Genomic DNA, 24445 nt, shown 5'->3' with positions numbered 1-24445 from the left:
CCTCTCCCATGGCGGGCCATCGCAGATTTTCGGGTCTGCGCCAACAAGGAGGAGGTTCCGGATGCGCTTCGCCGTCATGTTCGCCGCCGCTGCGGCCACGTTCGCCGCGGTCCACGCCGCCGGCGCGCAGGAGTATCGCCTGCGCTTCGCCACCTCGGTCGCCAATACCCAGGAGGCGTCCTACAAGGAGATGGAGGCCTTCGCGGCCCGCGTGAAGGAACGCTCCAAGGGGCGCATCGAGCTGCAGCTCTTCCCGGCCGAGCAGCTCGGCGCGCAGAAGAAGGTCAACGAGATGATCAGCTCGGGGGCCAACGTGATGAACATGACCGACTACGGTCAGATGGGCCAGTTCGTGCCCGATGCCGGCGTGCTCGCCGGTCCCTACATCTTCGGCGACATGAAGCAGGCGGACAAGCTCTTCGGTTCGCCGGTCTTCAAGGAGGTCACCGACCGGCTGGAGCAGAAGGGCATCAAGGTCATCATGGCGAACGGCCTTTTCGGCGCCCGGCACATGCTGGCCGACAAGCCGATCCGCAAGCCGGACGACCTGAAGGGAATGACCATGCGCGTGCCGCCGTCGCCCATCATGGTGGAGACCTTCAAGGCCTTCGGGGCGCGGCCGACCGAGATCCCGTGGAGCGAGGTCTACAACGCGCTCTCCACCAACGTGGCCAACGGCGCCGAGGCGCCCTTCGGCGCCATCTGGGGCTCCAAGCTCCAGGAGGTCCGCAAGGTCGTTTCCAAGACGAACCACCAGCTGATGTTCACCACCTGGGTCACGTCCAAGAACTTCTACGACGGGCTGCCGGCCGACCTCCAGGCGATCCTGATCGAGGAGGGCAAGGCCGCGGCCGCCAACCTCACCAAGGCGACGCTGGAGCAGGACGAGCAGTTCGCGGCCCAGCTCCAGAAGGCGGGCGTGACGGTCGTCTCCGACGTCGACGTGCCGGCCTTCCAGAAGGCGAGCGCCGGCGTCTACCAGACGCTCCCCAACCTGACGCCCGGCTTCGTCGACCGCGCCCGCGCCGCGATGGCGAACTGACACCCGGCCCGGCCTTCCCCGCGAGGGCCGGGCCCTCCACCAGCGGAGCCCCCCATGTCGGATGCATCCCTGACCGGCGAGAGCCGGATCGACTGGCCGCGCCTCCTCCTCTGGCGCACCGAGGAGGTCGTGGCGGGCCTCGCGATGGTGGTCGTCATCGGGTCCGTGCTGTGGGGCGTGCTCACCCGCTACGTCTTCCCGCAGCCGGCGGCCTGGAGCTACGAGGTCGCCACGATCGGCTTCGCGTGGCTCGTCTTCTTCGGCGCGGCGGCCGGGGTGCGCTACCGGCTGCACTCCGACATCGACGTGCTGGTCCTGCTCTTCCCGCCGGCGCTCCAGCGCGCGGTCGCGATCTTCAACTTCGTCCTCCTCTTCGTCCTGTTCCTGTCGCTCACCGTCTTCTTCGCGATCCACAGCGTGCATGCCCACCAGTCGCTGACCATCGCGCTGAACCTTCCCCGGTCCGTGCTCTACGCGCCGCTGGCGCTCGCCTCCGCGTTCATGCTGCTCCGCCACGTGCAGGTCTTCCTCGACCCGGCGCGGTTCCCCGCCAACGCCCACGAGGCGAACATAACATGACCGCCTTCGCGCCCTGGTTCCCGGCCCTGCTGATGTTCGTGCTGTTCGCCCTGCGCACGCCGATCACCTGGGCCATGGCCATCCCGGCCCTCGTCTTCTTCGTGATCAACCGCAACGACGTCCCGCTCTCCACCTTCGCCCAGGAGATGACCGAGGGCACCCAGTCGATCTCGCTCCTGGCCCTCCCCTTCTTCGTGCTCGCCGGCGCCATCATGAACGCCGCCGGGATCACGCGGCGGCTCCTCAACGTCGCCGAGATCCTGGTCGGCCACATGACCGGGGCGCTGGCGCAGATGTGCATCGTGCTCGCCACGCTGCTCGGCGGGCTGACCGCCTCGTCCAACGCCGACGCGGCCATCATGTCGAAGACCATCGGCCTGCAGATGACGAAGCGGAACTATTCGCCGGCCTTCGCGGCGGTGATCACGTCCTGTTCGTCAATCATCACGGCCCTGATCCCGCCGTCCATCGGACTGATCATCTACGGCTACCTGACCGAGACCTCGGTCGGGCGGCTGTTCGCCGGCGGCATCGTCCCGGGCCTCCTGCTCGCCGCCGGGCTGATGCTCACCACCCACGTGGTCGCCCGCCGGCGCGGCTACCAGCCCCAGCGCGACAGCAAGGCGAGCGGGGCGGAGGTCGGGCAGGCGGTGCTGGACGGGCTGTGGGCGCTGTCGATCCCGTTCGTGATCCTGTTCGGCACCCGCTACGGCATCTTCACGACGACCGAGAGCGGCGCCGTGGTGGTCGTCTACGTGCTCCTCATCGGCATGGTGGTGTACCGCGCCTTCGGCATCCGGGAGCTCCCGGCGATCATCCAGGAGGCGGTGCTCGACACCAGCGCGGTCATGATCATGATCTGCGCGGCGTCGGCCTTCGGCTTCTACCTCGCCTGGGAGCAGGTCCCCCAGAAGATGGCCTCCGGCCTCGCCGGCTACGACTGGAGCCCGCTCGGCCTGCTCCTGACCATCAACGTCCTGCTCATCATCATCGGCACCGCGATCGAGGGGTCCTCGGCCCTGATCGTGCTCACCCCGATGCTGATGCCCGTGGTCCAGAAGGCGGGGATCGACCCGGTCCACTTCGGCATCGTGATGGTGACGAACCTCACCATCGCGGGGGTCACGCCGCCGGTGGGCGGCATGATGTACACGGCCTCCCGCGTCTTGCGCGTCTCCATGCGCGACTACTCGATCGAGGTCTTTCCGTATCTCGCGATGATGTGCGGGCTGCTCGCGCTGCTGAGCGCCTTCCCGTCGATCACGGTCTGGCTTCCGAACGTCCTCTACAACTGAAAGGCACCGCACCGATGGCCGACATCGTGCTGAAGGGCATGACCTGGGACCACCCGCGCGGCTACGCGCCGCTCGCCGAGGGCGCCGCCCTCTACGGGCGCGCCGTGCCGGGGGTCCGGATCGAATGGGCGAAGCGGTCGCTGCGCGAATTCGGCGAGGCGCCGCTGGAGGACTACGCGGCGACCTACGACCTGATCGTGATCGACCACCCCTTCGTCGGCTTCGCGGCCGCCCATCCCTACCTGGTGGACTGGAACCCGATCCTGTCGGACGCCGAGAAGGAGGCCTTCGCGGCCGACAGCGTCGGCGCCTCCTGGCCGTCCTACGCGTATCGGGGCGGGATCTGGGCCTTGCCGCTCGATGCCGCCACGCAGGTCTCCTCCTCGCGTCCCGACCTCATGGCGGCGCTCGGGGCGGAACCGCCGCGAACCTTCGACGAGGTGCTGGCGCTGGGCCGCCGGGCGCGCCGGCACGACCGGTTCATCACCACCACGGCGTTCCCGACCGACGCGATCAGCACCGTGATCTCGATCGCCGCCAACCTCGGCCACCCCATCGTGGACGAGACCGAGGTGTTCCTCCCCGCCGCGCTCGGCCGGGAGATCCTGCGCCGCTTCCACGCGCTGGTCGACGTCTCGCATCCGCGCGCCACCCGGATGAACCCGATCCAGGCCTACGAGACGATGGTGACGGGCGACGACGTGGTCTATTGCGCCTACGCGTACGGCTACACCAACTACGCCCGCGCGGGCGGGCGGCCGCGCCTCGCCTTCCACGACGCCCCCGCGCACGGCGGGAACGGCTGCGCCGGCACGCAACTCGGCGGCACCGGGATCGCGGTCAGCGCCCTCTCCCGCAACCGCGAGGCCGCGATCGCGTATGCCAAGTGGCTCGCCGGCCGCGAGCACCAGTCGACCGACTACGTCGCGCTCGGCGGCCAGCCCGGCTCGCTCGCCGCCTGGACATCGCCCGAGAACGACCGCCTGTGCGGCGGCTTCTTCTCCGGGACGCTGGCCACCCTGCGCAGCGCCCACGTGAGGCCCCGCTTCGACGGCTGGATTCCCTTCTTCGAGAAGGCCGGCGAGGAGATCACCGCCTGCCTGGACGGGGAGACCGCCGACGAGGTCCTGCTCGACAGGCTGAACCGGGGCTTCGACGCCGCCCGGGCCGCGGCCGGGCTCGGAGGCTGACCATGGATCTCGGCATGCGACCCCTGGAAGGCCTTCTCGTCCTCGACTTCAGCCAGTTCCTGTCCGGTCCGAGCGCGGCGCTGCGGCTCGCCGACCTCGGTGCCGAGGTCATCAAGATCGAGCGACCCGGCACGGGCGACCTGTGCCGGCAGCTCTACATCTCGAACCTGGAGCTCGACGGCGATTCCACGCTCTTCCACACGATCAACCGCAACAAGCTGAGCTACGCGGCGGATCTCAAGAACCCGGACGACCTCGCCAAGGTGATGCGCCTGGTCGAGCGGGCCGACGTGATGATCCAGAATTTCCGGCCGGGCATCATCGAGCGCATCGGGCTCGGCTACGAGGCGGTGTCCCGGATCAATCCGCGCATCGTCTACGGCAGCGTCACGGGCTACGGGACGGAGGGACCCTGGGTCGACCTGCCGGGGCAGGACCTGCTGGCGCAGAGCCGCTCCGGCTTCGTCTGGCTGAACGGCAGCGCCGGGGACGGCCCGGTCCCCTGCGGCCTCGCGGTCGCCGACATGATGAGCGGGGCGCACCTGGTGCAGGGGCTGCTCGCCTGCCTGGTGCGCCGGGGGGTGACGGGACGGGGCGGCCACGTGGAGGTGAGCCTCCTGGAGTCCATCCTCGACTTCCAGTTCGAGGTGCTGAGCACGCACCTGAACGACGGCGGCCTGACGCCGCGGCGCAGCGCCGTCAACAACGCGCATGCCTACCTGGCGGCGCCCTACGGGATCTACGCCACCGCGGACGGGTACCTGGCGCTCGCCATGGGCTCGGTCACCCGGCTCGCGGCCCTGCTCGACTGCCCGGCGCTCGCCGGGTTCCCGGATCCCAAGGCCTGGTTCGCCGAGCGCGACCGCATCAAGGCGATCCTGGCCGACCACCTGCGTGGTGGGACGACCCGGCACTGGCTCGACCGGCTGGAGCCGGCCGACTACTGGTGCGCCCCCGTGATGGACTGGCCGGAGCTCCTCGAGCACGAGGCCTTTCGGCGGCTCGACTTCGTGCAGGAGGTCCGGCGCGGCACCGGCGTTTCGCTGAGGACCACGCGCTGCCCGATCACGGTCGACGGCGACCGCCTGAAGTCCGGCCGGGGCGCGCCACGGATCGGCGAGCACACGGCCGAGATCGACCGAGCCTACGCACTCGCGCCCGCCACGGAGACCGCCCGATGAGCCGCAATCCCAATCCCGATCCCGCCCAGCACGGCGCCATCCCGGTCTGGAACCAGGAGACCTGGCTGTGGGAGGACCTGGAGGTCGGACTCCGGGCGCGCTCGATCCGGCGGACCATCTCGGAGGGCGAGGCCATGCTGTTCAACAGCCTGGTCCTCGACATGCACCCCTATGTGGGCGACGAGATCTTCGCCAAGACCGAGGGCGTCTTCGGCCGCCGCCTCGTCTCCGGCGCGCAGGTCTTCTCCTACGGCCTCGGCCTCTTCGCCCACAACAACACGCAGAGCTTCTCGTACGGCTACGACAAGCTCAGGTTCGTCAAGCCGGTCTTCATCGGCGACACGATCTACGGGATCCGGACCTGGCTGCGGAAGGAGCCGAAGTATCCGGAGATGGGGCTCGTGGTCTGCTCCTACGAGATCTTCAAGAACGAGGGCGAGCTGGTGCTCTACGCCGAGCACCTGCAGACGGTCAAATACCGCGACGCCGCGACGGCCCGGGCGGGCGCCTGACGGCCGGCTCGTCGCGTCAGAAGGCCGAGAGGGCCCCGCCGTCCACGGCCAGGACCTGGGCGTTCACATAGGCGGCGGCCGGGGAGGCGAGGTACGCCATCGCCCAGCCGACCTCCTCGGGGGTGCCGAGCCGCCCGGCCGGGATCCGCGCCAGGATGCGCTCGCGGCGCGCCGGGTCGGTGGCGGTCGCCTGCCGGAAGAGGTCGGTGTCGATCCAGCCCGGCGCCACGCCGTTGACCCGCACGCCGCGCCCGGCGACCTCCGCCGAGAAGGCTCGGACGAGCCCCAGGATGGCGGTCTTAGCCGTCGTGTAGCCGGCTATGTTCGGCAGGGCCAGGTAGGACGCCATGGAGGCGGTAAACAGGATCGAGCCGGCCTCCGCGGCCAGGATCTGCGGCAGGAAGGCCCGGGTCAGCGCATAGGCGCCGGTCACGTGCACGTCCATCACGGCCCGGAAATCGTCGACCTCCATGTCGGCGAGCGGCTTCTTGACCGTGTTGCCGGCATTGTTGACGAGGACGGAGACCGGCCCGCGCCGCTCGGCGACCGCGGCCGCGAAGGCTTCGGCACGGTCCGTCCGGGTAACGTCGAACGCCATGGCGCCGGCCCCGGGCCCGAGCCCGTCCAGCGCCGCGTCGAGCTTCGCCTGCCGCGTGCCCGCGATGGTCACCCGCGCGCCCGCCGCCACGAAGCAGCGCGCGATGGCGAGGCCGAGGCCGCTGCCGCCGCCCGTGACGAGCGCGTGGTGGCCGGCGAGCCAGAAGGCGCGGACTAGGTCTTCGGTCGCCATGCTCAGCAGATCCTGACCGTGCATGCGTCGATGTCGTCCCAGTCGAGGTCGACGCCGAGGCCGGGACGGGACGGCGGCCGGGCAATTCCGTCCGCGAGCGGGAGCGGGTCCTTGAGGCCGAAGGCGAAGTTCTCGATCGGATAGAGAAGCTCGAAGAACTCGCAATTCCGGATCGCCGCGCAGCAGTGCAGGTTGACGACCTCCATGGGGTGGAAGATCGAGGTGTGGACCTCGCAGTTGACCCCGAAGGCCTCGGCGAGCCGCGCCGTCTTCATCACGCCGGTGACGCCTCCCGTCCAGGAGACGTCGGCGCGGACCCGGTCGACGACCCGGGTGGCGATGCATTCGGCGACCGAATAAGGGTGCTTGGCGAGGACCTCGGTGCCGACGACCGGGATCTCCAGGGTGCGGCTCAGCTCCCGCAGGGCGTGGACGTCCTCGTCGTAGATGGGTTCCTCGTACCAATGGTAGTCGAGCCGCTCCAGGGCCCGGCCGAAGCGGATCGCCTGTTCGAGGTTGTAGACCGAGACCGGATCGGACATCAGCGTGAAGTCCGGCCCCACGGCCTCGCGCACGAGCCGGTGCGCCTCCAGGTCGGCCGCGAAGTCCCGGCCGGCGGTGTGCAGCTTGTAGCCCTTCAACCCCTCCCGGCGCGCCCGCAGCGCCTCCTCGGCATAGGCCTCCGGGGCGGAGAGGATCATCGACGAGGCATAGGTCGGCACCTCGTCGCGGTAGCCGCCCAGGTACTGCCAGAGCGGCTGGCCCGCGGCCTCGGCGGAAAGGAGCCAGAGTGCCGTGTCGAAGGGGCCGTAGGCGTAGATCGGCAGGTGCCCCCACCAGCGGTCGGCGGTGCGGAAGTCGTGCCAGGCCTTCTCGCGCTCAAGCGGGTCGCGGCCGATCATGAAGGGCCGGAGGGTGTCGGCGATCAGCTTGCCGGCGCCCTCGGCGGAGCGGCCGGCGAAGCCGAAGGTGGTGGCCGACAGGCCCTCGTCGGTCTTCAGCGTGACGACCAGGAACTCGAAGGTCCCGAAGTCGCCGGTCCGGAAGGCGGCCTCGTCGAAGCCGCGGGGCTTGCGGCGGCAGGCGCGCAACTCGACGTCGGTGATCCTCATGGCGGCCCCGCTCAGAACTTGCCGTGGCGCAGGTAGGCCTCCTGCGGGTCGACGCCCTGCAGGATGGCGCTGCGCACCTTGTTCTCTGTGGCGATCGCGGTCTCGGCCTTGCCGACGACCTCCTCGACGATCGCGGCGGGGACGCGGATCATGCCGTCCCGGTCGCCGATCATGTAGTCGCCCGGGGCGATCACCACGTCGCCGATGCGGATGTCCACGTCGAAGGCGCGGGGCAGCCAGTAGCCGACGATGTCGCGGGGCGTGAAGCCGCGCGACCAGGTCTGGAATTCCATGGCGATCAGGAAGTTGGTGTCGCGCACGAAGCCGTCGGCGACGCAGCCGCGCACGCCCTTGTTCTTCAGCGTCTCGGCCGAGAGCTCGCCCATATGGGCGACGACGCGATCGTTCGGCTGGCTGACCCAGATGTGGCCGGGCTTCGCCTTGGAGAGGAGGCCCGTCCAGGCGAGCAGCGTCTCGTGCGGATCGGCCTTCGGGTCGACCTTGCCGTCGATCGTGAAGGCGGGGCCGGCGAGCGTCCGCTCGGGGAAGATCGGGCGGATCTCGGGCGGGAGCGTGAAGTCGCGCAGGCCCATGGCCCGCATGACGTCGTGGACGACGCCGGAATAGCACTTCTCCAGCCGGGGGGTGATCGGATCGGACATGGGTTCCTCGCGGGCGGGCGGTCAGGCGGCCGGCAGGCAGGCCGGGCCGATGGGATCGAAGGACTTGTAGGTGAGGATGAACTCGCGGTGGCCGAGCGCCTCCGAGCGGGTGCGCCGGCCGCGGCCGAGCGAGACGACGAGGTCGCGGATCTCGTCCCCGACCGCGTCGAGCGTGGCGGCGCCCTCCAGGATGCGCCCGGCGTCGACGTCCATGTCGTCCGCCATCCGGCGCCATGTCTCCGGGTTGGCGCAGATCTTCACGACCGGGGACACGGCCGAGCCGACGACCGAGCCGCGGCCGGTGACGAACAGCACCGCGTGGGCGCCGCAGGCGATCAGCTCGGCGATCTCCGCATTGTCGTTGATGTTGGGGAAGCCGAAGCGGACCTCGCCGTCCGGAACCACGTCGAGGAGGTAGAGCCCGCCCCGCGGGGGCCGGTCGCCGGGCTTCAGGAGGCCCGCGATCGGCGCCGCCCCGCTCTTCGCGTAGGCGCCCATCGACTTCTCCTCGATGGTGGTCAGGCCGCCGTCGGCGTTGCCGGCCGCGAAGGAGCCGTAGCCGAGCGTGGCGTAGTAGGCCGCCGCCTTGGCGACGGCCGCCTCGATCTCGCGTCCGAGCGCGGGCGTCAGGGCCCGCGCCGCCATGATGTGCTCGCAGCCGATGAGTTCGCCGGTCTCCTCGAAGATGCAGGCGGCGCCCTCGCGGATGAGGCGGTCGAAGGCGCGGCCGGCGGCGGGATTGCCGGTGATGCCCGAGGTGCCGTCCGAGCCGCCGCAGACCGTGCCGACGACGAGCTCGGAGACCGCCATCGGGACCGTCGGGGCGGCCTCGAGCTGCGGCAGGACCCGGTCCACGAAGGCGCGCCCCGCCGCCACCGAGGCCCGGGTGCCGCCGGCCGCCTGGATGACGACGGTCTCCACCGGCCGGCCGGTCTCCCGGACCGCATGGGCGAGAGAGTACTTGTCGAAACTCTCGCAGCCGAGCGAGACGAGCAGCACGGCGCCCACGTTCGGATGCGTGCAGAGCGCCGCCATCATGCGGGCCGCGTAGTCGTTGGGGTAGCATCCGGGGAAGCCGATGACGTGGACGTCCCGGTCCTCGTAGGGGCGGGCGATCTCCCGGGCGACGTGGTGGGCGCACTCGACCAGATAGGCGACCGCGACCACGTTGCGGATTCCCTTGCGCCCGTCGGAACGGGGAAAGCCGCGCATCGGCGCCGGTTCGGTCATGACGGATCCTCCCCGTGGCGGCGTCGGGCCGCGTCGAGCGTGTGGGTCGGGGTGTAGTCGCTCGCGACGTTGTGGACGTGGACGTGCTCGCCCGGCGCGATGGCCGTCGTCGCCCGGCCGATCGGAGCGCCGTATTTCAAAATCTTCTCGCCTGCCCCGATGGCCCGCCGGGCGAGCTTGTGGCCGAGGCCGAGGTCGGCGCCGAGGACGACCTGGCGTCCCTCGATCGCCACCGCCTCGCCGGCCCGCAGACGCGCGCGCAGGACCAGCACGTTGTCGTCGGGGGAGAGCAGGATCAGCCGGGGATCGGTCGCGCTCATCGCTCCACCCCCAGCACGAGGTCCGGCAGGCCGGTCACCAGGACCGGGAAGACGATGAGCAGCACCAGCACGACGAGAAGCGGCAGCAGGAAGGGAAAGACCTCCTTGACCAGCGCCTCGACCTTCACGCCCGAGACGCCAGAGACCACGAACAGGCCGACGCCCATCGGCGGCGTCATCAGGCCGATCATCAGGTTGAAGACCAGCACGACGCCGAAATGGACCGGATCGATGCCGACCGCCGCCATGGTGGGCATCATGACGGGCACCACCAGGATCATGATGACCAGCCCCTCGAGGAAGAAGCCCGCCACGAAGACCGCCGCGTTGACGATGAGGAGCAGACCGAGCGGGTCGCGCGTGATGCCGACGAGGACCGCGGCCGCCTTCTGGGGGATCTGCAGGGTGGCGAGCAGCCACGCGAAGGCGCTCGCGCAGGCGATGATGAAGCAGATGCTGGCCGTCGTGCGCCCCGTGCGCAGGAAGACGTCCCAGAGCCGGGCGGCATCGAGCTCGCGATAGACGACCGTGCCGAGGACGAGCGCGTACAGGGAGGCGATGACGGCCGCCTCGGTCGGCGAGAAGACGCCGCCCGTGATGCCGCCGATGATGATGAAGGGCGTCAGCAGCGGCAGGAACGCGGCCTTGGTGACCGTCGCGGTCTCGGCCCAGGTCATCCGGTGGCCTACCGGAAAATTCCGGCGACCGGCCATCACGTGGATCATGATCATCAGGGCGGCGGCCGTCATCAGCCCCGGGACCACGCCGCCGAGGAAGAGCCGGCCGATGGAGGTGTCGGCGAGCACGCCGTAGAAGACCATCGGGATCGACGGCGGGATCAGGGGCCCGATGATGCAGGATGCGACCGTCACCGCGCCCGCGAAGGCCTTGGTGTAGCCGGCCTCGTGCATGGCCTTGATCTCCATGGCGCCGAGCCCGCCGGCATCGGCGACCGCCGATCCCGACATGCCGGAGAAGATCACGCTGGCGATGACGTTGACGTGGGCGAGCCCGCCGCGGACGTGGCCGATCAGGGCATGGGAGAAGTGGAAGATCCGGTCGGTGATCCCGGCCGTGTTCATCAGGTTGCCGGCGAGGATGAAGAAGGGCACGGCCAGCAGGGGGAAGCTGTCGAGCCCGCCGATCATCCGCTGGGGAATGACCACCAGCGGCAGCCCGGACCAGACCATGTAGAGGAGGGTCGCGACCCCGAGGGTCAGCGCCACCGGCATGGCCAGGACGACGAGCGCCGCCCAGGCGGTGAACAGGAAGGCCATCGGTCGGGTCCTCTTGGGCGCGCGGGGGGCGCCGGACGGACGCGCGGCGGCGAGCCGCGCCTTCGGGGGTTCAGAGCGAGCGGTGTTCGACCGCCACCGGACCCCGGCGGGCCACCGCGACCGCCTCGGCGAGGGTGCGCAGCAGCATGACGGTTCCGGCGAGCGGCAACGGCAGGTAGACGAGCGCCATGGAGACCTCGGTGGCGGTCGCGGGCAGGTCCGCGACCTTGTCGGCGATCTGGGCGCCCTTGACGATCACGACCAGGAGGAACGCGGCCGAGAGCGCATGCATGACGAGCGCGATCGCCTGTTGCAGGCGGTGGGGCAGCCGCTCGACGAAGAAGCCGATGGCGATGTGCTCGCGGCGACGCATCGCCTGCGAGGCGCCGATGAAGACCGACCAGATGAAGAGGTAGCGGGCGGCCTCCTCGGTCCAGGCGAGCGGCAGGTCGAAGAGGTAGCGGCTGCCGACCTGCAGCAGCAGGGCCGCGAAGGTCGCCGCCAACGTGCCGACCAGCAGCGCCTCCTCGAAGCGCTCGGCGAGCGCGAGGGCGCGGGCCCCCGCCCCCGCCCGGCGCGGCTCCGACACGGCCGTCACGGCACCGCCGCGAGGGCCGCGTAGACGCCCTTGCCCCAGGTCTCCTCGAACTTGGCGGCGACCGGCACCATGCGGGCGCGCATCGGCGCGGGATCCGGCCGGGTGACCTGCATGCCCTTGGCCTCCAGGGTTTTCACCAGGTCCTGCTCGAGCCGGACGATCTCGGCGTTGGAGGTCTCGCCGGCCTTGCGCATGACCTCGAGCACGACGGCGCGGTCGGCCTCGGAGGCGGCCTGCCAGACGTCCTCGGAAACGAGCGGGGAGACGCTCTGCACCAGATGGGCGGTCAGCGCGAGGTGCTTCTGCACCTCGTAGAACTTGGCCGCGTTGATGGTCGGCAGCGGGTTCTCCTGGCCATCGACGACCCCGGTCTGCAGGCCGAGGTAGAGCTCCGGGAAGGCCATCGGGGCGGGCGTCATGCCCATCGCCTTCGCCCACTCCAGGCTCAGTTGGATCTCCGGCACGCGCAGCTTGATGCCGGCCATGTCCTCGACGGCGTTGATGGCCCGCTTGTTGTTGGTCACGTGGCGCGAGCCGTAATACCAGACGTCGAGGATGCGGATCTTGGACTTCTGGCGCAGCTCGTCGACCAGCTTCTGGCCCTCGGGACTCGCGACGATGCGCTTCAGGTGCTCGAAGTCCTTGACCAGATAGGGCGCCTCGACGACCGAGAGCCGCTTGTTCCACTGGCTCAGGATGCCGAAGCCGTCGAAGGCCATCTGCGAGGAGCCGAGCGTGATGGCGGTCAGGTTCTCCTTGGCGTTCCCGATCTGGCCGGCCGGGAAGACCTTGATCTCGATGCGGCCCTGGGTCCGCTCCGCGATCTCCTTGGCGGCGGCCTCCAGCGCTCGGTTGCTCGGATGGTCCGGCGGCAGGATGTGGCCGAGCTTCCATTCGACCGCCGTCGCGGCGCCGGCCGCCAGCACCAGTCCGAAGGCCGCCGTCGCCAGCCGCAGGGCCGCGGCAGGAATCCCGTATCTCCTCATGTCTTCCTCCCGATGGCGGGCTCTTGCGGCCCGCGTTCTTGTTGCGGCCGTCGTCGTTGCGGCGCTCAGGCGCCTTCGGCGACGCGGCCCTCGTAGATCTTCACGGACCTCAGCGTGTTGTCGCGGCTGTGCCGCAGGTGTTCCCGGAGCGTGGCGAGCGCGGCCTCCTTGGAGCCGTCCGCCAGGGCCGCCAGCAGGGCCTGGTGGTCGTGGACGGCGGTCAGGTAGCTGTCGGCCCGGCAGGCGAGCACAGTGTGGGTCTGGCAGAGCAGCCGCAGGTGCCACTCGGCGACCGTCGCATTGCCGGCGGCCTGGACCAGCTGCTGGTGGAATTCGCGGTCGAAGGAGAGCGCCATCTGCAGGTCGTCGAGCGTCTCGCCGCGCGCGTGGATTTCGTGCAGCGCCACGTTGCGCCGGAGGTCGGAGACGAGGCCCGGCGTGATGCGCCCGCGGTCGAAGGCGTTGGCCAGGGAGGTCACCTCGACCATCACGCGCGCCTCGCAGAGCTCCTCGACGATCCGCTCCGTGAAGCGTCGCACGAAGGCGCCCCGGCGCAGCCGGGAGTCCACCAGCCCGTCCGCTTCCAGCCGGACCAGCGCCTCCTTGATGGGCGTCGGGCTGATCGCCAGCGCGACCGCGAGTTCCTCCGGGAGCAGCCGGCTGCCGCCGGGGATCTGCCCCGACAGGATCCGCGCCCGGAGCTCCCGGTAGGCCTGGTCGGCGAGGGTGGCCTTGTTGACGAGGATCATGCGGCGAGCTTACCCCGACCGACCCTCGCTTCAAGATCGAAAATAAAAAATTTTCCGCGGGCAGGAGGCGACGAGATCGATGCAGGGGGGGCGCAGAATTGCCGGCCGCCTTGGCGAGCGGCGGAGGCCTGGCGCCCGCCCATTGGCGCCCAGGCGAGCCGCCGCATGGGCGGCGGCGACCCTCGACGGCCTACGCATCATCCCGGGGCTGATCAGCCCAGGCACAGACCGGGGTCGGTCCGGACCTCCGGGGAGCCCCTGCCCGTCACTCGCCGTCGGGGGTCAGCGCCATGATCCGGTCGAGCGTACGGTCCGGCTTGAAGATGCAGCGGAGCTTCTTGATGCCCTCGGGGCCCTTGTCGGCGGTCGCCTCGATCTTGAATCCCTTGCCGTCCGGGGCGATGGCGGCGGGCGAGATCCTGCGCGGCTCGACGCCGTACATGGTCGCGGCCTTGCCCCGACAGACGTCGGCCATCATGGCGTCCGACACCCCGGGGCTGACGCCGCCCGGGGCCCCCGTCAGTTCGATCGAGAGGCTGTAGCGGCAGCTCTCGCCGCGCCGGGCGGCGCTCCGCATCAGATAGACCTGGATCGTGTAGGTCCCCGCGACCGTCCGCGAGACCCCGAACTCGTTGCCCGATGTCGATCCGATGTGGTCCGCCGTGGTGGCCGAAGGGGCGGTCACGTTGTAGTAGCAGGACCGGTTGGAGGGTTCGAACAGGGTCTGGAGCGTCTGGCCCTGCCCGGTGGCGAGCGCGTAGGCGACGCCGGCGTCGCCCTTGATCCGACCCTTGACGGTGGTCGAAGTGGCGCCCGGCTTGAACGCGATGGTTTCGGATCGGTCCTTCGCGGCGGTCCCGCCGATCATGGCGACGAAAAGGGCTAGACCAAGAAGCACGCTGCGCAAAACCGACCCTCCCGACTGGAATGACAGTTGGGTTCTACCGCGAACCGAGGAAGGCCGAGAGTCGGCAAGAATGCGAAGCCTCCGGTCGACATTGGCCCAGTCTCGCCCGCGCCCCAGCCCCGTCGCGCCGTGCGGCGCCGCCCTCATGGGCGTTCACGGGCCTTCACTCACTGTTGAGAGGTGAGGCGGCGGCAATCGGAGAAGATGGACGGCGAGACAGGGCGGCGCCGGACCCGAACGGACCAGCCGTCCCGCAGGGGCCTGCGGCCGAACCGAGGGACCGAGGGAGGACTGGAGTTGGATGGGAGGTTCAGCTTCGGGCGCTTCATCCTTGACGAAAAGGCACGGGTCCTGACCTTCGACGGCCTGCACCTGGACATCCAGCCCAAGGTCTTCGACGTCCTCGCCTATCTGGTGCGCAACGCGGGCCGGGTGGTTCCCAAGAGCGAACTGATGGACGCGATCTGGCCGAGCCTCCACGTCACCGAGGCATCCCTTCAGCGCGCCGTCAGTCTGGCCCGTTCGGCTCTGGCCCGGGGCGGCCTGGGGGATGCGATCCGCAGCCATGTCCGGCTGGGCTATCGCTTCGCCGTGGACCGTCCCGACCTGGCGGGACTGCTTCCGTCGGGTGCCGAGCCGGACGAACGCACGGCTTCGGCGCGCGAGGCCTGCCGGACTCGAAGATGGGCGGCCGCCGCGGACGCCTTCGCGCAGGCGGCCGCGACGGACCCTCTCGGGCCGGAGGACCTGGATCTCTGGGCCGTCACCCTCGAGTGCCTCGCACGGCCGTCGGACGGCCTGCCGCTGCTCGTCGACGCCGTCACCCGACATGCCGCCGCGGGGCGTCCCGTGGAGGCGGCGCGGTCGGCCATCAACCTCGCGCGGCTCCATCTTGAGCGGGCCGAAACGGCGGTGGCGCGTGGATGGCTCGTCCGGGCCCAGAGCTTCCTGGACCACGGTCCGGAGACCGACGCGCACGCGCTGCTGGTCTGGATGCGGGCTCGCTTCGCCGCCTTCGAGGGCCGCCCGGAAGAGGCGCGCGACCTCGCCGCCGAGGCGCAGGCGATCGCCGGCCGGGCGGCGCCGGTCGGCGTGCGGGCCCTGACGCTGGCCTATCTCGGCTTCTTCAACATCTCGCTCGGGCGCGCCGCGGAAGGACTCGAGCAGCAGGACCACGCGGCCGCGATGGCCTTGTCGGGGCAGGTGGACCCGATCATGGGGAGCCTGATCTACTGCAACATTCTGTGGTCCTGCCGGAGCTTCGCCGACTGGTCGCGCGGCAGCCAGTGGAGCGGCGGATTCGAGACGTGGTGCCACGCGAACTTCGCGCGACTGAGCGGCGCGTGCCAATTGCACCGGGCCGAGATCCTGGGCGCCCGGGGCGTCCTCGGCGACGCCCTCGCGGGCATCGACCGGGCCATCGAGGCGCTCGCGGCAACAGAGCCCTGGGCGCTGGGCGACGCGTATCGGGTCCGCGGAGACATCCAGGCCATGCGAGGCGACGCGGCCGCGGCGATGAGCGACTATAGGGTGGCGTACGAGCGCGGCTGGGACGCCGAGCCCGGACACGCCATCCTGCTGTTCGAGGCCGGCGACACGGAGGGGGCGCTTTCCGCGCTGGACGGCGTCCTGGCCGGGGCGGGTTGGTTCAGCCTGCAGAGGCGCGGCTGGATCGTCGCCAACAAGGCTCGGATCGCCGCCCTGGCGGGTCGGTTGGACACCGCGCGGGACTGCGTGCGGGAGCTTTCCGACAGCTACGATTCGTGGCCCAGCCAGGCCATCCGGGCGATGACCCTGGAGGCGCAGGCGCGGATCGCCTGCGAGGACGACCGTTCGCCGACCCGCCTCCTGGTCCTGGCCCGGCAGCTCTGGACGAGCATGGGCGCGGACTATCAGGTGGCCCGGGTCCGTCTCGAACTGGCCGAGGTCTTGTCCGCCTCCGGCCAAGGGGCGGGCGCCCTCGTGGAGGCGGATCTCGCCGCGCGCGGCGCGCAACGGATCGGCGCGCTCCGGCTGCACGAGCGCGCGAGGCTCCTCGCGCTCCGCCTGGCTCCGGACGCCGCCCGCAAGTCCCTTCCGGCCTGTTGACGCGCCCGAACGGCACCCTCCCGTCGAGCGCCCGGGGTGTCTGGGTCGCCGGCGGAAGCGTCGCGCTCCCGCCGGCGGGCGTGATCAGGCGGCTTTCGCGGTCGCGGGGTCGGGCCGGACGACGACGGTCGCCTCGACCGGATAGAACTCCTCGCCCGGCATGCCGACGCGGCGCGCGTGCTCGCGGATCGCCTCGCCGTCCACCGCTTCGTAGAGGCAGAAGGTGCCGACGCGGCCGTCCGGTTCCCGCACCACGTAGCTGCGGATCCACCGGACGCGGTCCGGCATCTCCTCGTTCCCGATGCGGGCGGACTTGGCACCGGCCTTCTCGAGTTCGGGCATGGACGCCCAGGCGCTCGGGCGCCGGATAACGTAGAGTTGCATGTCGCGTTTCTCCTCTGGATGCCCGGGAACCCGCCGGCGGCAGGCCCAACGAGCGTGCCCCAGAGGCTTAGCCCGGGTCCGGAGCCGCGGTCCTTACCGCGCGCTTATGCTTTCCCGATCTCTGGCGTCCGGGATAGTGGCCGAGGTGCCGGACGGACGGCGGCCCGGATCATCCGGCGCGCCGAGATCAGGCGTCCTTCGGCTTCGTCTCCGGCATGGCCAGAACGACCAGCACGAGGGCGCAGGCAGCGATGCCGGCGAGGGCCATGAAGGCCCAGCCGTATCCTACCCCGACCACCATGGCCCCGGCGAACACATGGCTGGAGGAGCCCCCGACGCCCTGGATGGTGCCGATGATGCCGCGGCTCGCGTTGTAGCGGCCCGATCCGCGCATGATGTCGGAGAGGACGAGCGGAAGAAGCGTGTCGAACAGCCCACTTCCGATGCCGTCCAGGACCTGGCCGGCGATGATCCAGGCGGCGCCGTCGGCATAGCTGAACAGCAGCCCGCGCGCAGGCAGCGCCAGGAAGGCGAGGACGAGGAGCGGCTTGCGCCCGAGGATATCCGCCTGCCCGACCAGCAGGGCCATCGGAATGGTCGCCAGCTGGGCCACGATGATGGCACTCGAGGTCAGGGCCGCCTCCCGCCCGGGGTGGCTCAGCGCGAGCTTCTGGCTGGCCAGGGCGAGCATGGGCGCGTTCGCGAAGTGAAAGAGGATCGTGACGGCGGCCAGGAGCAGGAAGGGCCTGTAGGTCAGAAGCTTGAACCAGCCCGCCGGCGGCCCGGGCCGCTCCGCCGCCGCCTTGGAGTCGAGCCCGCGCGCCCTTTCGTGATCGATCGCGGAGGCGGGGATGGACAGGATGGCGACGGTCGTCAGGACAGCGAAGAAGGGCACGAGGTAGAACACGGCCGTCAGCGAGACCGCCGTCCCGACCGCGGCCGCGAGGGCGGCGACCGCCAGGTTTCCGAGCCGATCGAAGGCGACGTTGCGCCCGATCCTCGCGGCCAGCTCTCCCGGGCCGGAAAGGCCGAGGGTGATCGCCGCCACCGTCGGCGCGAACAGGCCGCCCAGCGCGGCCATGACGATGTCGGCCGCAAGCACGACCGGGACGCTGGGCCTCCAGGCAATCGCCAGGGCGCAAACCGAAAGGGCCGCGACGCCGGCCACGATCAGCGCCCGTTTCGAGCGGGTGGCATCGATGATCATCCCCATCGGGGTATGCAGGGTGATGCCGACGAGACCGCTCGCGGTCAGCACGGCCCCGATCGTGGCCTGGTCCCAGTTCGCCTCCGTGAGCAGATAGACGCTCACATACGGTCCCAGCCCACCGCGAACATCGGCCAGAAGGAAGTTCAACCAGTCCAGCGACGGCCCATAAGACATTCTCAGCACTATCCAATGAGTTCGTTCTGGGCCGGTTTTGTGCGTCTCATGCCGTCGAGGCCGCTTCTAGCGTCATTTCATCGTACGCCTTTCCGGTGCGACTTCGCCGATCCGTCGGGGGGATGGTCGGAGCGCCCGTGGCGGCCACCGCCTCCGAACGGAGGTCGCGCGGGATGCTTCCATCACAGGGCGGTGATGCCGAACTCGCTGCCCGGGGGTCGAAAGGGGCACGTCCCGGCCCAGACGCCCGAAGTCCAGCCCGCCTCGTCCGGGTGGCGGCAAAGCGGCCCGGGATCGCGGCACGGGGCGGACGAAGACGGTCGACGATCGCTCGACCCGCCGCCGAGCTTCCGGTCGTGCTAGTCTCGATCCAAGGCCATGCCGGCGGGGATCCTGCGCCGGGACGATGGGCGGGTCCGGCGACAGGGAGAAGCCGGACCGCAGATCCGCCCGGGACAGGGCCTCAACCGCGCATTGTCGAACAGGTCCGTCGCGCCAGCATGGCCCGACGCTTCCGCACGACGCGACCCCCTAGAGTTTTTCGGGACAGGGAGATCTCGGATGCTCAAGATCAACGTCGGCTTCGTCATCTTCCCCGATCTGACGCAACTCGATTTCACCGGCCCCCAGCAGGTGCTGGCCCGGTTGCCGAACTCGGCCATGCACATCGTGGCGAAGTCGGCCTCGCCGGTGCCCAGCGACAGCGGCCTCGGCCTGGTGCCGACCCACACGTTCCAGACCTGTCCGCAGCTCGATCTGCTCTGCGTGCCGGGCGGCGGCTCCGGCGTGGTACAGGCGCTGAACGACGCGGACCTGGTCGCGTTTGTTCGCGGACAGGCCGCCGGTGCCCGATACGTGACGTCCGTCTGTACCGGGGCGTTCATTCTCGGGGTCGCAGGCCTCCTCGAGGGACGGCGCGCCACCACGCACTGGGCCTTCACCGACCTCCTGCCGCTCGTCGGCGCGACCCACGAGAAGGCGCGCGTGGTCAAGGACGGGAACGTCACCACGGCCGGCGGCGTCACGTCGGGCATCGATTTCGGGCTGCACATGGTGAGCGAGATCGCCGGCGCGGCGGTCGCACAGGCGATTCAGCTCGGCCTGGAGTACGACCCCAGTCCGCCCTTCGACACGGGGCATCCGGATCGGGCCCCTCCGGCGGTGGCGACCCTGGTCGCGCAGAGGAACATCAACGCGCGCGCCGCGTTCCGTGCCGCCCTCGCGTCCGCCCGAGCCGCCCCTTGATCTTCGGGCGTCTTCCGGCGGACTCCGTCATGCGGCGGGCCGGAACCGCTCGGCGTAGGCGGCCACGGCCATCTCGACGTTGAAGAACATGCGTGACCGGCCGAGCTTGTCGGCGAGACCGATGCTGCGCAGGAGCTCGAGGGCTTCCGGGTTGAGCGCCGCCAGCCAGAGTTCGACGCCGGCCGCGCCGAACTCGGCTTCGGCCTCGGCCAGCATCTTCGCGGCCGTGTACTCGATGTCCGGGATGGCCGAGCAGTCGATCAGCAGGACGCTCGGCGCCCGCTCCGCCACCGCGGCGCGGATCTTCTCGCCGATGGCGGCCGCGTTGGCGAAGTAGACGCGGCCTTCCGTGCGCAGGATCAGCAGGCCCGGAAGGGTCTCGTCCTCCGGGTGCTCGGCCGTGCGCGGCCGGAAGACGCCGGTGCCGGGCTTGCGGCCGAGTTCGTAGACCGGCGGGCGATTGGCGAGGACGAGCAGCGTCACCATCGAGAGCACGACCGCCACCAGGATGCCCTGCAGCGTGCCGAGCAGCACGACTCCGGCGGCGGCGGCCACCGCCCACCGGAACTCCCGCGAGCGCACCCGCCGGATCGCGGCGAAGTCGGCCGGGCTGACGAGACCGGCCGAATAGAAGAGCACCACGGCGGCGAGCGAGGCTTGAGGCATCGGCGCCAGGAGGGGCGCCAGGAACAGCATGGCGGCGAGGGCAGTCGCGGCCGTCACGAGGCCGGCGAGCTGGGTGACGGCTCCTGCGCCCCGGTTCACGGCGGTCTGGGACGTGCCGCCGCCCCCCGGCATGGCGCCGAACAGGCCGCCGACCAAGTTGGCGGCACCGGTGGCGAGGAGCTCCTGGTCCGCGTCCGGGCGGCGGTCGGTCTTCCTGGTGAAGGACCGGGCCGCCGCGATGGTTTCGGTGAAGCTCATCACCGCGATGCCGAGGGCCGCCGGCCACAGGACCGCGACGAGCGATACGGCCGGCAGCGTGAGGGGCGCGAAGCCGCCCGGCACGGAGCCGACCACGGAGACGCCGTGGGAGGGCAGGCCGAGCAGGACCGAGGCGAGAATGCCCCCGCCCACGCCGACGAGGGGGGCCGGGAGCCACGCCGCGCGGCTTTCGATGAGGAGGATCACCGCGAAGGTGGCGAGCGCGACGAGGAGGGTGACGACCGAGGTCTCGGGAAGCGCGCCGACGATCGACCAGGCGTCCCGGAGCGTGCCGTGCTTGGCGATGTGGATGCCGAGCAGCTTGGGCACCTGGTCGACCAGGATGACGATGCCCACCCCGGTCCTGAAGCCCGTGAGCACGGGCTCGGAGATGAAGTTGGCGATGAAGCCCAGCCGCAGCACGCGCGCCAGCACGAGCATGGCGCCCACCAGCACGGTCAGGGTCGCGCAGGCCGCGGCGAGACTGACCGAGGGATCGGCGGTCCGGGCGGTGTCGAGGGCGGCGGCGCCGAGGATCGCCAGGGTGGTGGTGGTGCTGACGCTGAGGACGGCCGAGCTGCCGAGCACCCCGTAGATCGCCATCGGGAGCGAGGCCGTGTAGAGGCCGACCTGGATCGGCAGGCCCGCGATGGTCGCATAGGCGAGGGCCTTGGGGATCACGACGGCGGCGGCGGTCAGGCCCGCCACGCCGTCGCGGGCCAGCATGCTGCGATCGTAGCCGCGCATCCACTGGGTGATCGGTGCGACGGGCGACCGTCCGGTCGTCTGCAGGGTCACGGCGGGCTCCCGGGGCTGCTGTCGCCTCTAGCGCGGCGGATGCAGGATAGCGGCCGGTCGCGCTTGCGCTTGATCGGCTGAGCCATGGCGGGCGCTTTGCGGAAGCCCGACGGGGCCCCCGGCAGCCGGGGCCGTCGGATGGCGTCCGCGGCTACTCGGCCGCGTCCGAGTGCATGGTGCTGCGCCAGTGGCGCGGCGAGATGCCGCCCGACCAGCGCTGGAAGGCGCGCGTGAAGGCCGGAGGCTCGGAGAAGTGCAGGATGTCGGAGATCTGCGCGAGGGGCATGTCGGTGTCGCCGACCAGATGACGGGCGGCCTGGAAGCGGATGGCGTCGTAGACCTCGCGGAAGCAGGTGCCCGTGCCGTTGAGGTGCCGGTTGAGCGTGCGGCGGTTGATGCCGAACCGCCGGGCGACCGCGTTGACGTCGCAGCCGCCGTCGAGCAGCCGGGCGCGCATGATCCGGCGGACGTCGTCCAGCATGATCTCCCGCCCGTGGAGCGCCAGGCAGGCGAGCCTGTGCAGGACCTCCTCCTTCGCGGCCGGGTCGGCGCTGCGCAAGGGAAGGGTCATCATGCTCGCCGGAAACACGATGGCGGCGATCTCCTGGTTGTAGCGCACCGGAGCGCGGAAGACGTCGAGGTAGGGGGCCGGATCCCGGGGCGGGCGGCGGGGCAGCAGGACCTCGAGGGGTGACCAGTTCGGGTCGATCAGCTCACGGATCGCGCCGACCGCCACCGCCAGGCCGCCCTCGGCCACCATCTCGACCCCGGACATGGTCGGGTCGTAGGGTGTGAAGCTCAAAAGGGCGATGTCCTTCGACCGCTGGATGGTGCAGATGGCACCGCGGTTCTGAACCCAGAGATGGTCCTCAATGCCCTGCAGGGCCTCGCCGATCGTGTCGCAGCACCGCATGTACTCGCCCACGATGCCCATCGAGGCGACGCCGGCACGGGCGCCGATCAGGAGGCCGATGTGGGGACAGTGCAGGCGACTGCGGCAGACCTCGAGGAGTTCGCCGAGGGCCTTCAGGGAGATGGTGCCGGTCGGGGAGGCCAAGGAGGCGGGATCGAGCCCTGCCGCGACGAGCATCTCGGCGGGGTTCGCCCCGAGGCTCTCGACGACGGCCATCAGGCCGCGGACGACACCCAGGTGCATGTAGCCGGGGCGCACCGCACGGACGCCGGCCTGCTTCAAGGCAGATTCCGATACTGGATGCATGGGCGAACCCCGCGTAACCCATGTATATGGAAGATAAGTGATATGTTGAAATTTTAGCTTCCGCAACTATGGATGACTACGGTCGCCTAGAGGAAGGCGGGCACGCCCGGTCGCGGTCGCCTAGAGGAAGGCTGGCACGCCCGGTCGCGGTCGCCTGGAGAAAGGCAGGCGCGCCCGGTCGCGCCGGGGCTCAGGAGCCCGACATTCGCGTTCCCGTGCGTCTCCGCGCCGGGGTCCGAAGGGTGGGATTGCGGGGTGCCGCGGACGGGGTCCTTCGTGGCGCGATGAACGACGAAGGCTCGGCTGCAGGGCCGAGCCTTCGGATCACGCATGTGGTCGGACCAGGGACGGGCCCGTGCGGCGCCTACGGGCGACTGCGGAGGGCGCCGATCTCCCCGGCGCCTCCGCTTCGCTCTCTTTGCCGCGGCCGGCGCGGGGCTCAGAAGTCCCGCTGCACGCGCAACATGCCGACCCAGGCATCATCATCGCGGAGCTTGCGGCCCTGGCCGGAATAGAAGGAGATCGTCTTCGACGAGAAGTCGACCGTGCGGTATTCGAGCTCGGCACCGAGGGTCAGCCCGCTCACGATCTTCCAGCGGATGTCGCCGACCACCTCGAACTGGCGGTAGTCGCGGGCTCCGAAGCCGTCGACGTCGGCGTAGCCGATGTTCAGGTCGTGCTGCCAGGTGGGCGAGAAGTTGTGCTTGTAGCCGCCGTAGACCGACCAGGCCTCGGTCAGGTGCATGGTTCCGCGGTTGCTGTAGACCGCATCGGCGCCGAGATTGGCGAGGGAGCCGGAGACCGCGGTCCCGTTGCGGAGCGTCCCCGACACGTTCTCGCCCTGGAAGAGCACGCTCGGGGAGAAGACGGTGCCGGGCGCGCCCGAGCCCCAGGCGGCCTGGAGGGCGACCTGGTCGCCCGGAGCGATCATGGGCAGGTTCACGATGACGCCCGCGCCGACCGCGTAGCCCCATTCGTCCTTGCCGCGCGTCACGCCGGGGACGGCCTGGCCACGGACATGGTGCGCCTGCCCCATGACCTGGGCCGAGCCCCAGTCCTGCTGGATCTTGAGGGCCGCGACCACGTCGGGGTACCGGTTGCCGCCGTACTGGACGCCGTTGAGCGGCGAATCGGCCGCCGCGCCCTCGAAGGCGCCGTTCTCGCGGCGGCTCGAGCTGGTCGAGCTGTCCTCCAGCGCCACGGTCAGGCCGATGCCGTTGCCGAAGCTGTAGGTGTAGCTGAGCAGGTTCACCCGCCGGGCGGAGGTGTCGTAGCCGAACACCGCGCCGTAGGCGAAGCCGGTGAAGAAGTCGAACACCGTCTGGGTGCGGCCGGCGGTCAACCCGCCCCATTGGACGTAGGCGTAGTCCACAGCGGTGTTGACGGCGGACGACGACGACCCCGTGTTGACCGTCCAGTAGACCTCGATCATCGAGCGCAGCAGGCCGAACTCGGTGTTGGTCCGGGCATCGATGTCGAGCAGGGCGCGGCCGCGGGTGTAGACGGCGTTGCGGTTGCGGTCGTTGCTCCAGCTGTAGGGGCCCGAGTAGTTCGTCTTCGAGCCCTGGAAACGGTAGGTCGGGTTCGAATCCCCGGTGCGATACTCGGCCCGGACGTAGCCGCCGATCCTGAGGCAGGTTTCGCTGCCGGGAATGTAGAAGAAGCCGGTGCCGTAGGCGTCGCAGACCTTCACGTAGTCGACCGCCGCCGGAGCAGGCCGGCCGAGATCGGCCGCCAGCGCGCCCGTCGCCCCGATGCCGGTCGCCAGGACGACGGCCGCCAGGGCGACGACCGCCCGCGGCACGGCTCCGGCCGCGCGGCCTTCCGGACCAACAAAGCTCTCCCGCACGTCGTCCATCTCGTTTCCCCCTGAATTCCAATCGTCGGCCGGGCCACGCCGAATCCACGAGCCGCCCTTTATCGTTCAGCAGACTAGCCCCCTCCTCGCGAAGGCAGAAGACCGTGGGGTGGTC

Annotated in this window: 23 protein-coding genes; 8 read left to right on the top strand and 15 right to left on the bottom strand. The window is 70.4% G+C overall.

Translation table 11 applies throughout. The features are described from left to right. Window positions 1–61 precede the first annotated feature (61 nt). From WBG79_RS00420 to WBG79_RS00395, 6 genes are read left to right on the top strand one after another with little or no spacing between them, the layout of a single operon-like run. Window positions 62–1042: a C4-dicarboxylate TRAP transporter substrate-binding protein gene (locus WBG79_RS00420; protein WP_337355134.1), complete on the top strand. Its 981-nt coding sequence runs from the start codon at window positions 62–64 to the stop codon at window positions 1040–1042. A gap of 54 nt (window positions 1043–1096) precedes the next feature. Beyond that, entirely contained in the window at window positions 1097–1621 is a 525-nt protein-coding gene (locus tag WBG79_RS00415; RefSeq protein WP_337355133.1) for a TRAP transporter small permease, read from the top strand. Beyond that, entirely contained in the window at window positions 1618–2916 is a 1299-nt protein-coding gene (locus WBG79_RS00410) for a TRAP transporter large permease (protein ID WP_337355132.1), read from the top strand. Before WBG79_RS00415 ends, WBG79_RS00410 begins: the two co-directional genes overlap by 4 nt. A 14-nt stretch (window positions 2917–2930) precedes the next feature. Beyond that, window positions 2931–4106: an ABC transporter substrate-binding protein gene (locus WBG79_RS00405; protein WP_337355131.1), complete on the top strand. Its 1176-nt coding sequence runs from the start codon at window positions 2931–2933 to the stop codon at window positions 4104–4106. A 2-nt stretch (window positions 4107–4108) separates the two neighbouring features. After that, window positions 4109–5287, top strand: a complete 1179-nt coding sequence (locus tag WBG79_RS00400; protein WP_443147384.1) for a CaiB/BaiF CoA transferase family protein — start codon at window positions 4109–4111, stop codon at window positions 5285–5287. Beyond that, complete coding sequence (locus tag WBG79_RS00395) at window positions 5284–5799, top strand: MaoC family dehydratase (RefSeq protein WP_337355130.1); 516 nt, start codon at window positions 5284–5286, stop codon at window positions 5797–5799. The genes WBG79_RS00400 and WBG79_RS00395 overlap by 4 nt, the downstream gene beginning before the upstream one ends. Window positions 5800–5815: 16 nt before the next feature. Here WBG79_RS00395 and WBG79_RS00390 read toward each other — a convergent pair whose 3' ends face one another. The 10 genes from WBG79_RS00390 to WBG79_RS00345 form a co-directional block, all read right to left on the bottom strand. Beyond that, window positions 5816–6589, bottom strand: coding sequence for an SDR family NAD(P)-dependent oxidoreductase (locus WBG79_RS00390; protein WP_337355129.1), 774 nt, complete (start codon window positions 6587–6589; stop codon window positions 5816–5818). Window positions 6590–6591: 2 nt separating this feature from the next. Continuing rightward, complete coding sequence (locus WBG79_RS00385; protein WP_337355128.1) at window positions 6592–7701, bottom strand: enolase C-terminal domain-like protein; 1110 nt, start codon at window positions 7699–7701, stop codon at window positions 6592–6594. A gap of 11 nt (window positions 7702–7712) precedes the next feature. Continuing rightward, complete coding sequence (locus WBG79_RS00380; protein ID WP_337355127.1) at window positions 7713–8363, bottom strand: RraA family protein; 651 nt, start codon at window positions 8361–8363, stop codon at window positions 7713–7715. 21 nt (window positions 8364–8384) lie between these two features. Next, window positions 8385–9593, bottom strand: coding sequence for a UxaA family hydrolase (locus WBG79_RS00375; RefSeq protein ID WP_337355126.1), 1209 nt, complete (start codon window positions 9591–9593; stop codon window positions 8385–8387). Next, window positions 9590–9913, bottom strand: a complete 324-nt coding sequence (locus WBG79_RS00370; protein WP_337355125.1) for a UxaA family hydrolase — start codon at window positions 9911–9913, stop codon at window positions 9590–9592. The genes WBG79_RS00375 and WBG79_RS00370 overlap by 4 nt, the downstream gene beginning before the upstream one ends. After that, window positions 9910–11190 carry a TRAP transporter large permease gene (locus WBG79_RS00365; protein WP_337355124.1) on the bottom strand — a complete coding sequence of 427 codons (1281 nt, stop codon included), beginning with the start codon at window positions 11188–11190 and terminating at the stop codon, window positions 9910–9912. The genes WBG79_RS00370 and WBG79_RS00365 overlap by 4 nt, the downstream gene beginning before the upstream one ends. Before the next feature lie 70 nt (window positions 11191–11260). Further along, the gene (locus WBG79_RS00360) at window positions 11261–11788 is read right to left on the bottom strand and encodes a TRAP transporter small permease (protein ID WP_337355123.1); all 528 of its coding nucleotides are present in this window, start codon (window positions 11786–11788) and stop codon (window positions 11261–11263) included. After that, window positions 11785–12774 (bottom strand): sialic acid TRAP transporter substrate-binding protein SiaP, encoded by a 990-nt coding sequence (locus WBG79_RS00355; RefSeq protein ID WP_337355122.1) that lies wholly within the window; start codon window positions 12772–12774, stop codon window positions 11785–11787. The genes WBG79_RS00360 and WBG79_RS00355 overlap by 4 nt, the downstream gene beginning before the upstream one ends. Window positions 12775–12839: 65 nt before the next feature. Next, window positions 12840–13523 (bottom strand): GntR family transcriptional regulator, encoded by a 684-nt coding sequence (locus WBG79_RS00350; protein ID WP_337355121.1) that lies wholly within the window; start codon window positions 13521–13523, stop codon window positions 12840–12842. A 265-nt stretch (window positions 13524–13788) separates the two neighbouring features. After that, complete coding sequence (locus WBG79_RS00345; RefSeq protein ID WP_337355120.1) at window positions 13789–14430, bottom strand: hypothetical protein; 642 nt, start codon at window positions 14428–14430, stop codon at window positions 13789–13791. Between the two features lie 297 nt (window positions 14431–14727). Here WBG79_RS00345 and WBG79_RS00340 point away from each other — a divergent pair, with 297 nt between their 5' ends. After that, complete coding sequence (locus WBG79_RS00340) at window positions 14728–16518, top strand: winged helix-turn-helix domain-containing protein (protein WP_337355119.1); 1791 nt, start codon at window positions 14728–14730, stop codon at window positions 16516–16518. 84 nt (window positions 16519–16602) lie between these two features. Here the strand turns inward: WBG79_RS00340 and WBG79_RS00335 are convergent, their stop codons facing one another. Further along, window positions 16603–16902: a DUF4242 domain-containing protein gene (locus WBG79_RS00335; protein WP_337355118.1), complete on the bottom strand. Its 300-nt coding sequence runs from the start codon at window positions 16900–16902 to the stop codon at window positions 16603–16605. 187 nt (window positions 16903–17089) lie between these two features. Beyond that, a complete protein-coding gene (locus WBG79_RS00330) occupies window positions 17090–18286 on the bottom strand; it encodes an MFS transporter (protein WP_337355117.1) in 1197 nt (398 codons plus the stop codon). 561 nt (window positions 18287–18847) lie between these two features. On the opposite strand from WBG79_RS00330, the gene WBG79_RS00325 reads away from it, so the two are divergent. Further along, complete coding sequence (locus WBG79_RS00325; protein WP_337355116.1) at window positions 18848–19531, top strand: DJ-1/PfpI family protein; 684 nt, start codon at window positions 18848–18850, stop codon at window positions 19529–19531. Window positions 19532–19558: 27 nt separating this feature from the next. Here the strand turns inward: WBG79_RS00325 and WBG79_RS00320 are convergent, their stop codons facing one another. The 3 genes from WBG79_RS00320 to WBG79_RS00310 all read right to left on the bottom strand — a co-directional run bounded on the left by WBG79_RS00320 (window position 19559) and on the right by WBG79_RS00310 (window position 24330). Next, the gene (locus tag WBG79_RS00320) at window positions 19559–21253 is read right to left on the bottom strand and encodes a SulP family inorganic anion transporter (RefSeq protein WP_337355115.1); all 1695 of its coding nucleotides are present in this window, start codon (window positions 21251–21253) and stop codon (window positions 19559–19561) included. A 151-nt stretch (window positions 21254–21404) separates the two neighbouring features. Then, window positions 21405–22448, bottom strand: a complete 1044-nt coding sequence (locus tag WBG79_RS00315) for an AraC family transcriptional regulator (RefSeq protein ID WP_337355114.1) — start codon at window positions 22446–22448, stop codon at window positions 21405–21407. A gap of 463 nt (window positions 22449–22911) precedes the next feature. Continuing rightward, a complete protein-coding gene (locus WBG79_RS00310; RefSeq protein ID WP_337355113.1) occupies window positions 22912–24330 on the bottom strand; it encodes a porin in 1419 nt (472 codons plus the stop codon). Window positions 24331–24445: the final 115 nt, after the last annotated feature.

The organism is Prosthecomicrobium sp. N25 (genome assembly GCF_037203705.1).
Classification (GTDB): domain Bacteria; phylum Pseudomonadota; class Alphaproteobacteria; order Rhizobiales; family Ancalomicrobiaceae; genus Prosthecodimorpha.
The sequence above is the reverse complement of the archived record's forward strand: the minus strand, read 5'-3'. Positions and strand labels throughout refer to the sequence as shown.